Annotated in this window: 15 protein-coding genes and 2 pseudogenes; 14 read left to right on the top strand and 3 right to left on the bottom strand. The window is 57.1% G+C overall.

All coding sequences use genetic code 11. The features are described from left to right. Positions 1 to 2 precede the first annotated feature (2 nt). The 10 genes and pseudogenes from ACWPW0_RS13230 to tal all read left to right on the top strand — a co-directional run bounded on the left by ACWPW0_RS13230 (position 3) and on the right by tal (position 8,871). A complete protein-coding gene (locus tag ACWPW0_RS13230) occupies positions 3 to 857 on the top strand; it encodes a hypothetical protein (protein ID WP_193826305.1) in 855 nt (284 codons plus the stop codon). Next, positions 847 to 1,854: a tyrosine-type recombinase/integrase gene (locus tag ACWPW0_RS13235; RefSeq protein ID WP_193826306.1), complete on the top strand. Its 1,008-nt coding sequence runs from the start codon at positions 847 to 849 to the stop codon at positions 1,852 to 1,854. The genes ACWPW0_RS13230 and ACWPW0_RS13235 overlap by 11 nt, the downstream gene beginning before the upstream one ends. Positions 1,855 to 2,025: 171 nt before the next feature. Then, positions 2,026 to 2,263, top strand: a pseudogene (locus tag ACWPW0_RS13240) (type II toxin-antitoxin system MqsA family antitoxin). Positions 2,264 to 2,393: 130 nt separating this feature from the next. Next, entirely contained in the window at positions 2,394 to 3,926 is a 1,533-nt protein-coding gene (locus tag ACWPW0_RS13245; RefSeq protein WP_193826307.1) for a Fic family protein, read from the top strand. A gap of 59 nt (positions 3,927 to 3,985) precedes the next feature. After that, positions 3,986 to 4,126, top strand: a pseudogene (locus tag ACWPW0_RS13250) (RHS repeat-associated core domain-containing protein); the annotation flags it as partial. A gap of 332 nt (positions 4,127 to 4,458) precedes the next feature. Next, complete coding sequence (locus tag ACWPW0_RS13255) at positions 4,459 to 4,776, top strand: hypothetical protein (RefSeq protein ID WP_454255538.1); 318 nt, start codon at positions 4,459 to 4,461, stop codon at positions 4,774 to 4,776. Positions 4,777 to 5,142: 366 nt separating this feature from the next. After that, the gene (locus tag ACWPW0_RS13260) at positions 5,143 to 5,595 is read left to right on the top strand and encodes a thiol-disulfide oxidoreductase DCC family protein (RefSeq protein WP_454255539.1); all 453 of its coding nucleotides are present in this window, start codon (positions 5,143 to 5,145) and stop codon (positions 5,593 to 5,595) included. Positions 5,596 to 5,903: 308 nt separating this feature from the next. Then, complete coding sequence (locus tag ACWPW0_RS13265) at positions 5,904 to 6,779, top strand: tetratricopeptide repeat protein (protein ID WP_454255540.1); 876 nt, start codon at positions 5,904 to 5,906, stop codon at positions 6,777 to 6,779. 105 nt (positions 6,780 to 6,884) lie between these two features. Then, entirely contained in the window at positions 6,885 to 7,868 is a 984-nt protein-coding gene (gene dusA, locus ACWPW0_RS13270; RefSeq protein ID WP_454255541.1) for a tRNA dihydrouridine(20/20a) synthase DusA, read from the top strand. Between the two features lie 76 nt (positions 7,869 to 7,944). Continuing rightward, the gene (gene tal / locus ACWPW0_RS13275) at positions 7,945 to 8,871 is read left to right on the top strand and encodes a transaldolase (protein ID WP_454255542.1); all 927 of its coding nucleotides are present in this window, start codon (positions 7,945 to 7,947) and stop codon (positions 8,869 to 8,871) included. A 63-nt stretch (positions 8,872 to 8,934) separates the two neighbouring features. Here tal and rssC read toward each other — a convergent pair whose 3' ends face one another. Both rssC and rssB read right to left on the bottom strand, forming a co-directional pair. Further along, entirely contained in the window at positions 8,935 to 9,429 is a 495-nt protein-coding gene (rssC, locus tag ACWPW0_RS13280; protein WP_447592194.1) for an anti-sigma factor antagonist RssC, read from the bottom strand. Beyond that, on the bottom strand, positions 9,426 to 10,610 hold the full coding sequence (gene rssB, locus ACWPW0_RS13285; protein WP_447592196.1) for a two-component system response regulator RssB: 1,185 nt from the start codon (positions 10,608 to 10,610) through the stop codon (positions 9,426 to 9,428). The genes rssC and rssB overlap by 4 nt, the downstream gene beginning before the upstream one ends. 218 nt (positions 10,611 to 10,828) lie before the next feature. Here rssB and ACWPW0_RS13290 point away from each other — a divergent pair, with 218 nt between their 5' ends. Continuing rightward, positions 10,829 to 11,128 (top strand): PilZ domain-containing protein, encoded by a 300-nt coding sequence (locus ACWPW0_RS13290; protein ID WP_447592197.1) that lies wholly within the window; start codon positions 10,829 to 10,831, stop codon positions 11,126 to 11,128. A gap of 55 nt (positions 11,129 to 11,183) precedes the next feature. Here ACWPW0_RS13290 and ACWPW0_RS13295 read toward each other — a convergent pair whose 3' ends face one another. After that, on the bottom strand, positions 11,184 to 11,885 hold the full coding sequence (locus ACWPW0_RS13295; protein ID WP_447592199.1) for an MlaA family lipoprotein: 702 nt from the start codon (positions 11,883 to 11,885) through the stop codon (positions 11,184 to 11,186). A 116-nt stretch (positions 11,886 to 12,001) separates the two neighbouring features. Here ACWPW0_RS13295 and ACWPW0_RS13300 point away from each other — a divergent pair, with 116 nt between their 5' ends. From ACWPW0_RS13300 to ACWPW0_RS13310, 3 genes are all read left to right on the top strand, one after another. Continuing rightward, on the top strand, positions 12,002 to 12,409 hold the full coding sequence (locus ACWPW0_RS13300) for an acyl-CoA thioesterase (protein WP_454255543.1): 408 nt from the start codon (positions 12,002 to 12,004) through the stop codon (positions 12,407 to 12,409). Positions 12,410 to 12,464: 55 nt separating this feature from the next. After that, a complete protein-coding gene (locus ACWPW0_RS13305) occupies positions 12,465 to 13,130 on the top strand; it encodes an HAD family phosphatase (protein WP_454256739.1) in 666 nt (221 codons plus the stop codon). A gap of 129 nt (positions 13,131 to 13,259) precedes the next feature. After that, a complete protein-coding gene (locus tag ACWPW0_RS13310; protein ID WP_447592203.1) occupies positions 13,260 to 13,523 on the top strand; it encodes a DUF4404 family protein in 264 nt (87 codons plus the stop codon). The last annotated feature ends 37 nt before the right edge of the window (positions 13,524 to 13,560 follow it).

The following is a 13,560-nucleotide window of genomic DNA, read 5'->3' on the forward strand; positions in this document are numbered from 1 at the left end:
CCATGTACGATCCCCATCAGATCCAGCATCAGGATGTGATGATTCATCAGCCGATCGCCCGCTGCTCCTACAACGACGGTATGGCGGATAACCTGGTGGTCAATCAGGTGCTCGACTACTACTCGCAGACCTTGTGCAGCGACACGAAGGCCTTGGCCTATCTGCAGGGCCGAGGTATCTACCAACCTGATCTTCTGGCGCAGTTTCGGCTTGGCTTGGCAGATCGATCCCTAGGGCTGCAGCTACGCAAGCTGAGCTTTCTGGAGGAAGAGACGGTCAGAGGTGCGCTGATGCGCGTCGGTCTGCTGAGGGACTCTGGGCACGAGCTGTTTCGTGGTGCACTGGTGTTTCCGATGCTCAATCAGGACGGAAAGATCCTGGGGTGTTATGGGCGTCGGATCACGCCCAAGCTGACCGCGCACTCGGCTTATCACGTGCACTGGCATCTGGAGCACAGCGGTTTTTTCAACCAGAAGGCGTTGTTCGAATTTCCCGAGTTGATTCTCTGTAAAAGCCCGATCGAAGCACTGACCTGGTGGTGTCATGGATATACCAACGTGGCCGCCATCATGGGTTTTGCTGGCTTCGACGAAGAGCACCTGAGCATCCTGCAGAGCAGCCTGGTCAGGCTGATCTACATCGCCTTCGGCACTTCCCATCCCGAGCTGGATGAGGTGCATCGGATCGCCCATCTGCTTGCGGACAGTGGCATCGAAGTGCGCTTGGTTTTGTTCCCCCAGGGCTTGGATGGCAACCGCTTTGTCTCCACGGTTAGCGATCCTGATAAGGCTCTCTCGCGAGCCCTCAAAGACGCCTTGGCGTTACCGGAAAGCATGGGAGGTGATCATGGCTGCTGAAACTTATCCGACCAGCCTGTTAGCGTGCGTGCCCTTTTACATTGAGGATTGCCTAGCTCGCGGACAAAGTGATGCGACGGCCAACTCCAAGACAGCGATGCTGCAGATGTTCGGGCATTGGAGTGAGCAGCAAGGCATCAGCGAGGTGACGCAAGTCGACCTGGCTCTTCTGGAGAGTTACCGCAAATACTTGCACCGGTACCGCAAGCGTCTGGACAGTGCACCCTTGGAGCTCTCAACACAGCGCATGAGATTGATGGCCGTGACAGGCCTGCTCAAGCGTTTGCACTACTACGGCATTGTGCTTTCGGACGATTACTCCAAGTTTCCGCTGCCCAAGGTTCATCGCAAGATACCCAAGCAGATTCCTGATGAAGACGAGATAGACCCGATTCTGCACCAGACGCTCACGAAAGGTCGTATGGGATTGCGGGACCGCGCCATCCTGGAGGTTTACTACGCCACGGCGATACGCCGAGCCGAGCTGGCCGTGCTGGATATCCGGGACGTGGACTTCAAACACAAGCTGGTCACTGTACGCAAAGGGAAAGGTGGACAGGATCGACGGGTTCCAATTGCGCAGCGAGCACTCGACTGGGTTGAGAAGTATCTGAACGAGCTACGCGGCCGTTTGGCGACGATGGCCAGCGGCGAGGCTCTCTTCCTGGGCGAAACTGGCAAGCGCATCCAGAAGAGCAAGTTGACCGCGCTTGTGGGTGGCTATATCCGGCGCTCCGGGATCGGCAAGAGTGGCTCCTGCCACGCGCTCCGTCACGCGACGGCGACGCACATGCTGCGCCACGGTGCTGACATTCGTTATGTGCAGGAGATGCTGGGTCATCAGTGCATCGAGAGTACCCAGATCTACACGCATGTGACGGTCACGGATCTGCAGGGCGTGTACGGCAGGACGCATCCGGCAGCTCAGGAATCCGGCCGAAGAAAGACGCTTAGGCGAGCCCGTGTAACTCGAAAAATCGTCCCCCGAGGTGATTAACCAAGTTGCCAGATATAACCTAGCAGGTTAGTGCGACCCATATGGAGAAGCCGGAGAGGTCTATCTGAAACTCACGGTCATTGATGATGTGCTCATCGTGTCCTTCAAGGAGCTATGAACATGAAATGTCCATCTTGTGCAGCGGCGGAACTAGTGCACGACACCCGTGATATGCCATACACCTACAAGAACGAACCGACCACTATTCCGGCAGTAACCGGCGACTTCTGCCCGGCCTGCGGTGAAGTGGTTCTTGATGCAGGCGAGTCGGCCCGCGTCAGCACAGCGATGCTGGGATTTAACAAGCAGGTGAATGCTTCAGACGCTCGCCGTTGACCAGCGTGAAACGGCCGAGACTTTCGGCATTGGCGTCAACGCATTCTCGCGCTACGAGAGTGGTAAACCTTGAGTCAGTGCCGGCCGTTTGGCTCATTTCTTTGGCCAACTCTGTCATTCTCATGCCCGGGTATTAGCTATAAGTTTTTCCATGAAAGTAGTGTAAATTATAGTTTTATCATGATCCCTATAGGAAATTCTCTATGCGGCAACCCATTGAGCGAGCCGGGTACAGTTGGCTGATCAACGCCCTCGATCTTCACTGCGTGCCGCTTGATCATGAGTGTGTCATAGGCTCGCGTCCTGCGCTTTCTCAGCCCATCGGCGGCGCAAAAGTAGAGGTCTTCACCAAGGGATACGCCAGAGAAAATCGCCCCATCGACCAGATGCTGTTTGCGCTTTCGTACGAAGGGGTAAATCTGGGAGTCCTAGAGCGCGCATTCCAGATTCCCGCTGTCCGAGATGACCTGGTTGCTGCGATCGCTGAGAAGCCAGCCAGCGGCTATCTGCGCCGGCTCTGGTACATCTGCGAGAATATTGCTGGCCATCAGTTGCCTCTGCCCGACACAGCCCAGAACATTCCCTATGAGCACCTGCTCCCACCGGAGAAATATTTCACCGGCCCAGAGGAAATGTCGCGCAGGCATCGCGTTCGGATGAATCTCCTGGGGACGCCACAGCTGTCAGCTCTGATTACCCGCCAGGGCTGGACAGACGACAGTCTTTTGAATGCGCAAATAGTCGAGCGCATGCATGACCAGATGGTTGATTTCTCAGTCACCGAGATTGCTAGAGCGGCGCAGTACCTGCTGACGACCGAGACTCGCAGCTCATACGAAATCGAGCATGAGCGCCCAGCTCCTGATCGAATCTTGCGTTTTGTACGAGTGCTGGAGCAGGCGGGCCAACGCCCACTAGACGAAGAGTTTTTGTTCGAGATTCATCGGATAGCTCTCGGTACGGGGCGTCCCGATCCGTCCATTGGTGCATACAGGCACCTGCAGAACTGGCTCGGCCGCGGGGATCTCATTCACCTGATCCCGCCGACGCCGGAAACAGTGCCTGGGATGATGGAGGAGTGGTTCGTCATGCGTGAGCGCGTCATGCGCAGTGACGCCCCTGCGCTGGTGAAGCTAAACGCGATCGCGCACAGCTTCATCTACATCCATCCTTTCATGGACGGGAACGGCCGGTTGTCCCGCTTCATCATGCAGGACATCCTGGCCAATGAAGGCCTCAAGCTGCAGGGCATCATCATGCCTATCTCTGCCGGTCTTCTGGTCAATCTGGACAGTTATATCGGCACGCTCGACGCACTCTCACGGCGACTACTTAGCGCTACGCAGTACCACCGGAGGGACTTGTCCAGCGACCCTGAACTGGATGAGGCGCATGCCCATCTGTTCGCCCACCTGGACTTCACTGATCTGCAGGGCGAGGTCAATAAAAGCGCTGCACGAGTTCTGGATGGACTCATGCGTGATGAGGTTAACCATCTCGTCCGCCGCGATAGATTCAAAGAGCAAATGAATCGCGAACTGGATCTGTCGAACCGGGATCTTGAACTGCTTATTGCGGTGATTTACGAGAACAGCGGGCGTGTCTCCAAGCGTAAGCGGACGAGCTTGTTCCAGCACCTGACGGATGAAGATATTGCGCTAGCAGAGAACATCTACGCCGATCTGCATGCGCCGGAAGAACCGGAATCGGAGGTGACATTGGACCGCCTGCAGTAGGCTTCTCTTGGGATTGAATGGCCGGTAGGTAGCCAAAGGGCCAAGGGTGGTACCGGAGATTAGTTTACAACTACTTCCGCGATTACGACCCGCAGACCGGGCGGTATGTCGAGAGTGATCCGATTGGATTGGATGGTGGGATCAACACCTACGGTTATGTAGAGGGGAATCCTCTTGTTAATTTTGATTTCTATGGGCTGGCGGCACAGGGCAATTATAAATTAGACCAAGAGCAGGTCGACAGAATAAAAGAGCAGCTAAAAGATCCAAATATAGACAAGAAAACAAAAAACGAGCTCAAACAGAAATTGAAGCAACACGAAAAAGCAACCGGAGAAAGACATAGCAGAGCAAAGAAAGATAATTTTCTTAAAAAATGCGTGTCTTGGATTTCACCAGGGTTAGCCGAGATGTTCTACCCTAGCCCAGAGCGAGCTTGTAACATCCATCAATACCAACATGAGTTTTGCGACCTCTTAGAGTAAGAAGCCCTAGCTCTAAACTAATTGCCAGGCGACAGGAAGAATTTAAAATGGGATGGTATGCAGTAAGAAGCGTTTATCTTTTCGGCACCAAAAAAAATGGCAGGAATATTTTTGAGGAAAGAACTGTATGCTTTGAAGCGGCAGACTTTACGGAGGCAAATTTTAAAGCCGCAGCCGAGTCGCAAAAATATGCAGAGTCCAACAACTTTGAGGTTCATCAAGAACAACTAGCATACAAGCAAGATGGCGAAACCCTAATTGATGAATATGAAATTTGGTCTGAGCTATATGAATCAGATAAAAATCTGAACGACTTTTATCTCGAGCGGTATGAAAAATATATATATGACCCGAGCACTGACTGATAAGAACTCGAAGCCAAATGTTACGGCCTAGCACGGGCCGTAACCCTCCACTACCCATAATCTCGCCCTTGAGCATCGCGAGACATACCAATCCTTCCCCGTTCCATGACTTCACCACACAGCCACTCAATCACCTCGACCAGCCGTGTCATTTTCACCAGCAGCCCGTTCAGACCTTTTCGGTTCAGGGTGTCAGGTTGTTCCGGCACGGTGTTCAGATTGGGCCAGCGCCTACATCTGTGGGGGCCGGGAGATTTAATAAGGTCTGCTGGAAGCGCGCTGCCAAATCGGGCTAACGGGCATAGGGCACAGCAAGCGCGTAGAATCAGAACCGTAGGAACGCCGACTCCCTATTCTGGAAGCGCCATGTCACCTTCCTTACCCCGCCCTACCCCAGCGCCATATCTAGCCCCCGGAGAGACCGTCGTGCTATTCGATGGTGTATGCAAGCTATGCAATGGCTGGGCGCGATTTCTGATTCGCCATGATCCGCATCTACACGTTCGACTGGCAACAGTGCAATCGTCGGAAGGCCAGGCGCTGTTGGCTTGGGCGGGCTTGCCCACAAGCCAATTCGACACCATGGCCGTGATCCGCAATCAGCACTATTGGGTGCGCTCCGAAGCATTCTTCGAGGTTATTTCACAGCTGGCTTGGTACTGGAGATTGCTGGGTGTCTTACGGATCTTTCCCAAGCCGTTTCGTGATTGGCTATACGACCGCATTGCCCTGAACCGATACCGACTTTTTGGGCGACATGACGTATGCGTAATGCCTACTCCTGATAATGAGCGACGCTTTCTCAAAGATGCTCAGTAATGGATTTGTACCGCATCGACTGGTAGCCAGAGCTACTCTGGCATTCATGCTTGCCTATCCAGGTCGGTCATCTGGCCAAGCGATGGTGAGCGCGCCAATAATATTATGGCTTTTACTCACTCTACGTAGCATCTCGCCAATTGTAGTTGCGGCAGTTGTGCTCCTGGGTCTTCTGATAGATGTCGCTGTGGTCAGCCCGGTATTATTCAAGGAAATGGCAACCCGGTTGCCCTGAATATCGCAGGCCTAGGGTTGTACGTGATCGCATGGTCATGTCGACGCAGTAGTCGAGCACACGGACATAAATGATGAAAAAACACGCTATCTTTCTGCTGCTCGCCATACTTGTTGGAGGCTGCCAAAGCACCAACCCAGGGAGCCCGGAAGATCGCCTCGCCACGCTTCGCTGCTGGCACTTCAGAGACCAACCCAGCGTTACTCCTGAGCAAATCGAATATATCCGTAAGCGCAGCCGGAACGGCGATCTAGTCTGCAAGACGGTACTGGCCCACATGCATGAACGTGGTCTGGGCATGCCAGTGGATATTGCCCAGGCCAGGGCCATTTACCAATCCATTGCAGACGTGAACGAATCCCTCTACTCCGAGCTTGGCCGTCTGGCTGAACAAGGAATTGGCGAGCCCGTCGACTACGTGAAAGCTAGACGACTTTACGAAAGAGCCGTAGTGCAGCCTGGAAATACCCTGGCGTCGATTCAGCTCGCCAGACTCCTGGAAGAAGGAAAAGGTGGTCCACAGGATCGCCATCGTGCAATGGCACTTTATGCCTCTTCAATCAAGCTCTACCAAGATACCGCCTGGAAAAGCGTCCAACGACTGCACGCTGAAGGTCTCGCATTGAATGCTGAACAGCAGAAACGCTACAACGAGGCATGGGCCAACGGCATCACTAAAACAATTACCGCCAAAACGCTGGATGTGCAGAAAGAACTGTCACAGTCCTTCAAGCCCGACCCATCGAACAATCCAATCAAGCTAAAACTGCAATTCTCTCAGGGCTCCGATGCGCCCAAGGTCATATTGCTAGAGAGCTCAGGTAACCCCAGCCTTGACCTGGCAACTCTGGAATCGATGGGCAACTACAGGCTTCCAGATGAACCCATCATGACTGAAGGCTCACAGACCTGGAGCGCAACCCAATACGTCCATCCACCCTCCAGGTGATCTACAGGGGCATCTGCCAAAACCGCAGACTCAGTCCCGTCCAAAGGCGGACGTAGACTGTCAGGACTGATAAAATCCGCGACCTGCCTTCTGCAAGTCTGTGCCATGTCTAACGCCTCTACGTTTTCCCGCCGCTTCTCCGTCGCCCCGATGATGGACTGGACCGATCATCATTGCCGGTACTTCCTGCGGCAGCTGTCCAGCCAGGCACTGCTGTATACCGAGATGGTGACCACCGGAGCGCTGTTGCATGGCGATACCGAGCGCTTTCTACACTACAACGCCTCTGAGCACCCTCTAGCCCTGCAATTGGGCGGGAGCGACCCGGCACAACTGGCCGCCTGTGCGCGGTTGGCAGAGGAGCATGGCTACGACGAGGTCAACCTGAACGTCGGCTGCCCCAGTGACCGGGTGCAGAACAACATGATTGGCGCCTGCCTGATGGGCCATCCCGCGCTGGTCGCCGACTGCGTCAAGGCAATGCAGGATGCCGTGTCGGTCCCGGTCACGGTCAAGCACCGTATCGGTATCAATGATCGCGACAGTTACGCCGAGCTGTGCGATTTCGTCGGGACGGTGCGTGATGCCGGTTGCCGCAGTTTCACCGTGCACGCACGCATCGCCATTCTGGAAGGTCTCTCTCCCAAGGAGAACCGCGAAGTCCCGCCATTGCGCTATGAGGTCGCCGCGCAGCTCAAGCAGGACTTTCCCGACCTGGAGCTGATCCTCAATGGCGGCATCAAGACGCTGGATGAGTGCCAACAGCATCTGCAGGTGTTCGACGGCGTCATGCTGGGGCGCGAGGCCTATCACAACCCCTATCTGCTGGCGCAGGTCGATCAGCAGTTGTTCGGTCTCGATCACCCCGTCATCAGCCGTGCCGAGGCCTTGGCACGTATGCGTCCGTATATCAAGCAGCACATTGCCAGCGGCGGGCTGATGCACCACATCACCCGCCATGTGCTGGGCCTGGCCCAGGGCTTCCCTGGAGCGCGGCGCTTTCGCCAGTTGCTGTCAGTGGATGTACACAAGACGCAAGACCCACTGGCGCTGCTGGATCAGGCTGGCGAGCTGCTCGTCGGTCACTGAAACGCAGGTGCAGGCCGGTTGAGCCGCCCTCGCCGCTCGGGTAAGGTCACTGCATGTGTATCCACCGAGCGCGCTCATGACCTCCAAGCTGGAACAACTCAAGCAATACACCACCGTGGTCGCCGATACCGGCGATCTCGATGCCATCAGCCGAATCAAACCGGTGGATGCCACAACCAACCCTTCCCTGCTGCTCAAGGCCGCTGCGCTGCCCCGTTACGCCACCCTGCTCGATGAGGCCGTCGCCGATTGCCAGGGCGACCTGGGCCTGGCCTGTGACCGCTTTGGCGTTGCCGTGGGCCAGGAGATTCTCAAGGTTATTCCCGGGCGTATCTCCACCGAAGTGGATGCTCGCCTGTCTTTCGACACCCAAGCCACCCTGCAGCGCGCCGAACGCCTGATCGGCCTGTACGACAAGGCCGGCATTGGCCGCGAGCGCGTGCTGATCAAGATCGCCGCCACCTGGGAAGGCATCCGTGCCGCCGAACAACTGGAAAAGGCAGGTATACAGACCAACCTGACCCTGCTCTTCTCCTTCGCCCAGGCCGCCGTGTGCGCCGATGCCGGCGTGTTCCTGATCTCCCCCTTTGTCGGCCGGATCTATGACTGGTACAAAAAAGCCGAAGGCCGCGACTATGTCGGCGCCGAAGACCCTGGTGTGCGCTCCGTCTCGCGCATCTACCAGTACTACAAGGCCAATGGTTACCAAACCGTGGTGATGGGTGCGAGCTTCCGTAACCTGGGCCAGATCGAACAGCTGGCTGGCTGTGATCGCCTGACCATCAGCCCCGACCTGCTCCAGCAACTGGCCGACGATCAGGGCGAGCTGCCGCGCCTGCTCAGTGCCGATGCCAGCGGCGAAGCTCGCCAGTCGCTGAATGAGAGCCAGTTCCGCTGGGCATTCAATGAAGACGCCATGGCCACGGAAAAGCTCGCCGAAGGTATCCGCCTGTTCGCCCGCGACCAGGAAAAACTCGAAGCGCTGCTCGCCGCGCGCCGCTGAAACCGAGGGATAAAAAAGGGCGATAACCGTACGGTTATCGCCCTTTTCACTTCATAGGCGCAATCAACTGCGTTCCAGCGCACTCACCAGATCGTGGAAGGCTTCGCGGTTCGACGCGTTGAGCCCCATGAGGATACGGTGCGCTTCCAGCACGTGGCTGCGAACTACCTCTTCCGACTGGTCCTGCGACGGCAGGTCGTCCAGGCAATCAGGACACGGGACAGGCTGATCGACGATATTGAACACTTGGTCGAAACCCATCGATTGCAGCAGCCGCGTGATGTCTTCGTGGGTCGTGACCACGGTAGGCAACAGGCCGACTTTCTGCCGCGACAGGATCGACAGCTTGGCCAGCAGACCCAGCGTGGTGCTATCGATGCTACGGGTTTCGGTCAGATCGATCACGATCGCCGAGAAGTTCAGCGCCGTGAAGATTCTTTCAATCGTGGAATCCAGTGCCGAACACAGGGTCAGGCGAATTTCACCCACAAACTTGAGGACGAAGGTACCGTCCTGTTCGGCGAACTGAATTCTACCGGGGCTATTCCCAGGATTCATGCAAGGTTCCTGCTCAACACCAGCAAGGCGATATCATCCGGCATCTCGCCCAGATTGGCCAGCCCAAGGACCTTGCGCAGGCCATCGAGCGTGCCGCCGGCCGAGCTGACCAGTTCTGGCAGCGCGACCTCTTTTTCTTTGAGTGTGTCCCCCGGCAAAAGGTCCAGAATACCGTCCGAGAGCAAGGTCAGGCTGAAGGATGCAGGCAAGGCCAACTGCAGATCCGTATAGGTCGCTTCGGTGAACAGCCCCACCGGCAGGCCGCGGCCATCCAGGTAGCGGGCCTCGCCCTCGCTGAATAGAACCGGCAATGGCAGGTGACCACCAATGCTGTAAGTCAGCGTGCCGGTTTCCTCGTCGATCACGCCGCCGAGCATGGTCACATGCTTGCCCAGCTTGCAGTTGATCAGCCCGCGGTTGATATGACCGAGGACATCGGAAGGCTTGAATTCGGGCAACGTGCCGTTGCGACGTGACTCGTACAACAGACGAGTGGTCATGAACTTGAGCAGTACGGTGACGAATGCCGACGATGCACCGTGCCCGGACACATCCGCCAGGTAGAACGCCACGCGACGCTCATCGACCCGGAAGTAATCGACGAAATCCCCGGAGAGATACAGCGACGGGATGATCTGGTGAGCGAACTCCAGGCCATCGACCGTCCACGGCGTCGCCGGCAACATGTTCATCTGCACCTGGCGACCGGCGTTCTGGTCTTCCTGCAGCAGGTGCAGGCTGGCCTGTAGCTCACGGTTGGCCGTTTCCAGCTCATCGCGGTAACGCTGGTTTTCCAGACGCAGAAAGGCGCGATCGAGTGCACGACGTATCGAATGCTCAAGAACGGCAAGGTCTTCCAGCGGTTTGATCAGGTAATCGGCCGCGCCGAGGCGCAAGGCCTCGACAGCATCACTCATGACGCCGGCTCCGGAGACCACGATCACCGGAACGTCGGTATTGAAGACATTGATGCGACGAATCAGCTCAAGGCCGTCGACTTGCGGCATACGCAAGTCGCAGATAACCAGGTCAGGCCGGTCCCGCTCGAACACTTCCAGCCCCTGCAGGCCATTGGTTGCCTGCAGGACACTGAAACCGCTGTCTTCGAGGTAGGCGGCGATACTGGCTCGCACGACCTCGTCATCATCAATAATCAGCAGCTTGGCGCTGGGATTGTGCATGGGCTATCCAGGCAAACGACGCCGGAAACAGAAGTTGACGATTGGTGTCGGGACAAAGTCCCCAGGACACCTGTACACAGTCATTTCAAGGCGCAGACGGTACTCCCATCCGGCGGGTGATTCAAGCGCGCGCGGATTGTGATCAGGTGCCTTTACACCCCAAATCGACGAGAGTTATAACCACCTCTGGAATTCCTTAAAACAAGAGGAGCGGACCCATGAGTCAGAGCGATCGTGCCTACAGCGAAAAACGCGACTTCATCCGCATGCGGCTGGAAGCCCCTGTCACCCTGCACCACGCCGGCCAGGTCATACCGGCGCTGTGCCTGGACCTGTCGAGTACCGGCATGCATGTGGAGGCCAAAACCTCGCTGAGCATGGGTGACAAGGTGAAGGTGCATATCGCCTCGGAACACAACGAGCTCAAGGGTCTGGAGGCGGAAACCGAAGTGGTTCGCCTGAGCCAACTGGACGATGGCCGGCAGTCTATCGGGCTGTCCATCCTGTCGATGACCTGAATATCCAGACATGAAAAAGGCGGCCAATGGCCGCCTTTTTCATGTCCGATAGTGCTTAGAAATCGTCAACGACCTCGCCATCGCGGATGCGAAACTCTCGACTCTGCAGGTAAACGTTACGAATGAAGATGTACTTGTCGCCGCTGATCATCCGCTCGGCCGACAGCAGGCGGGCACGCGCATCGATCACATTGACCCCACGAGTAACGTTACGGGTCGGTACATGGTCAATGTATGGATAAGGGCCGAGGAAACTGTCTGGAACCTTCGCAGTGGCATCACGCACGGTACTTGGCCCGAGCAACGGCAACACCAGGTAAGGGCCGCTGTTTACACCCCACACACCCAGCGTCTGGCCAAAATCCTCGTCATTACGCTGCAAGCCCATGCGGCTGGCTACGTCGATGAACCCCAAGAGACCAAAGGTGGTGTTGAAGATCAGTCGGCCACTGTCCACTCCGGCGTTGTGCAGTTTGCCCTGCAGCAGGTTGTTGGCCAGGTTGCCGACGTCGCCGATATTGGCGAAGACGTTGTGCACACCATCCTCTACGAACTGCGGCGTCACCTTCTGATAGCCCTGGGCCAAAGGTTTCAGGGCATAGGTATCCAGCACATCGTTGAAACGGAATACCGGACGGTTGAAGGACTCCCATGGGTCCTCCTCCGAGGCACTAGCCATCGCTGGCAGCACGATCAGCGTGGCACAGGCGCATAGGCGACCCAAACGATCGATCCAGCTTGCACCGTTCATGCGCATTGCAGTCTCTCCTTGGCATCAGTAGTGTGGCGCGGCCCGCAAGCCGGCTATCAGGTCGCGCAGTATAAACATCGCCGCTGCTCATGGCAGCAGCATCATGAACGGTGGAGAACAGAATGTCGGAAAAACGCCTGCTCCATACCGCACACATCCCCGTGCGCTGGGGAGACATGGACAACTATGGCCATGTCAACAATAGCGTCTACCTGGAATATGCCCAGGAAGCGCGGATCGACTGGTTCAGCATAGTCGGCGTCGATATCGACTACGCCAAGCAGGGCCCTGTGGTGCTGCAAACCCTGCATACCTACCTGAAGCCGGTGGCATACCCGGCTACTGCAGTGCTCGAACTGTTCGCCGGCACCCTCGGACGCAGCAGTTTGGTGATCGAGCATCGCCTGAGCACCCTGGACGATCCACACACCAGCTACGGCGAAGGATACTGCAAACTGGTCTGGGTCGATCATCCCAGCGGGACATCCGTGGCAATCCCCGAACACCTGCGCGTGCTGATGACAGGCTAGCTGGTCATTTCACCGTCATCTTCGACGGTTAGCCTGGCCCGACTACATCGGGACCATCAGCATGCCAGATTCCTCCCCCGCACCTGCCTTCACCGCCCTGCTTTTCGGGCTTTCCGGCTGCCTGGTCGACTTTGGCGCACGGACCCTGCCGATTGCCCGCGAACTGAGCGGCCTGGCCGATACGGAAGACGGTTTCCTGCCCATTCTGCAGGCCAGTGCGCAAGAGCGCGCAGAGACCGTTCCCGGCATGGATGAACTGCTGGAGCAACTGAATCACCAGCAGTTACCCTGCGCCTGGCTCGACCAACTCCCAGCGACGGTCAGCGCCCACCTGGCCAGCCCACTCCCCACCTGGATAGCTGCGGCGCCCCGGGAAAACCTGCGCCCCTGGCCTGCGCCGGATGCCATCTGGCAGGCCCTCAGCGTCCTGCAAGTGCAGACGCTAGAGGGTTGCGTACTGATCGCCAGCGACCCCGATCTGCTTCAGGCCGGGTTGAATGCCGGCCTGTGGTGCATCGGCCTGGCGACTTGCGGCCCACTGTGCGGCCTGGCGCTGGCCGACTGGCAGGCTCTGCCCGAACAGGAGCGAGAGCACCTGCGCGCCCAGGCCACGCTGCAGCTCTACCGGCTCGGCACGCACTCGGTAGTCGACCATCCTGGCGAGTTGCCGTCCTGCCTGCGCGACCTGGCACATAGGCGGCTCAAAGGTGAAAAACCCTGAAAGATATATCCGCCGGAATATTGATCCGGATCGGGCGAGCGTGACTTGGCTGGATTAACCTGAACACAGAAGGACGAACCTTTGCCAACGGGCCAAGGTCCACTCTGCTGTCTTGAAGGAGAACACACCATGCCCGAACGCCTGCAGCTAAACCTTCGTCAATTGCGTGAGCAACTCGCCGAAGACACACCCCTGGACGCGGAAGATCACGTCGCCCTGCTCGAACTGATGCAGGAAATCGACCTGAAACTGGCCAAGGAACTCGCTGCTTCGCCGGACGCTACCCTGGTCGACGGCGTCAACCTTGCGGTGGAGCGCTTCGAAAGCCAGCATCCGACCCTCAGTGGCACCCTGCGCAATATCCTGCAGAGCCTGGCCAACATGGGCATCTGAGTCCGATAGCCCTACATGCAAAACCCCGGCATCAGGC

It is taken from the genome of Pseudomonas sp. Marseille-Q8238 (assembly GCF_965111915.1).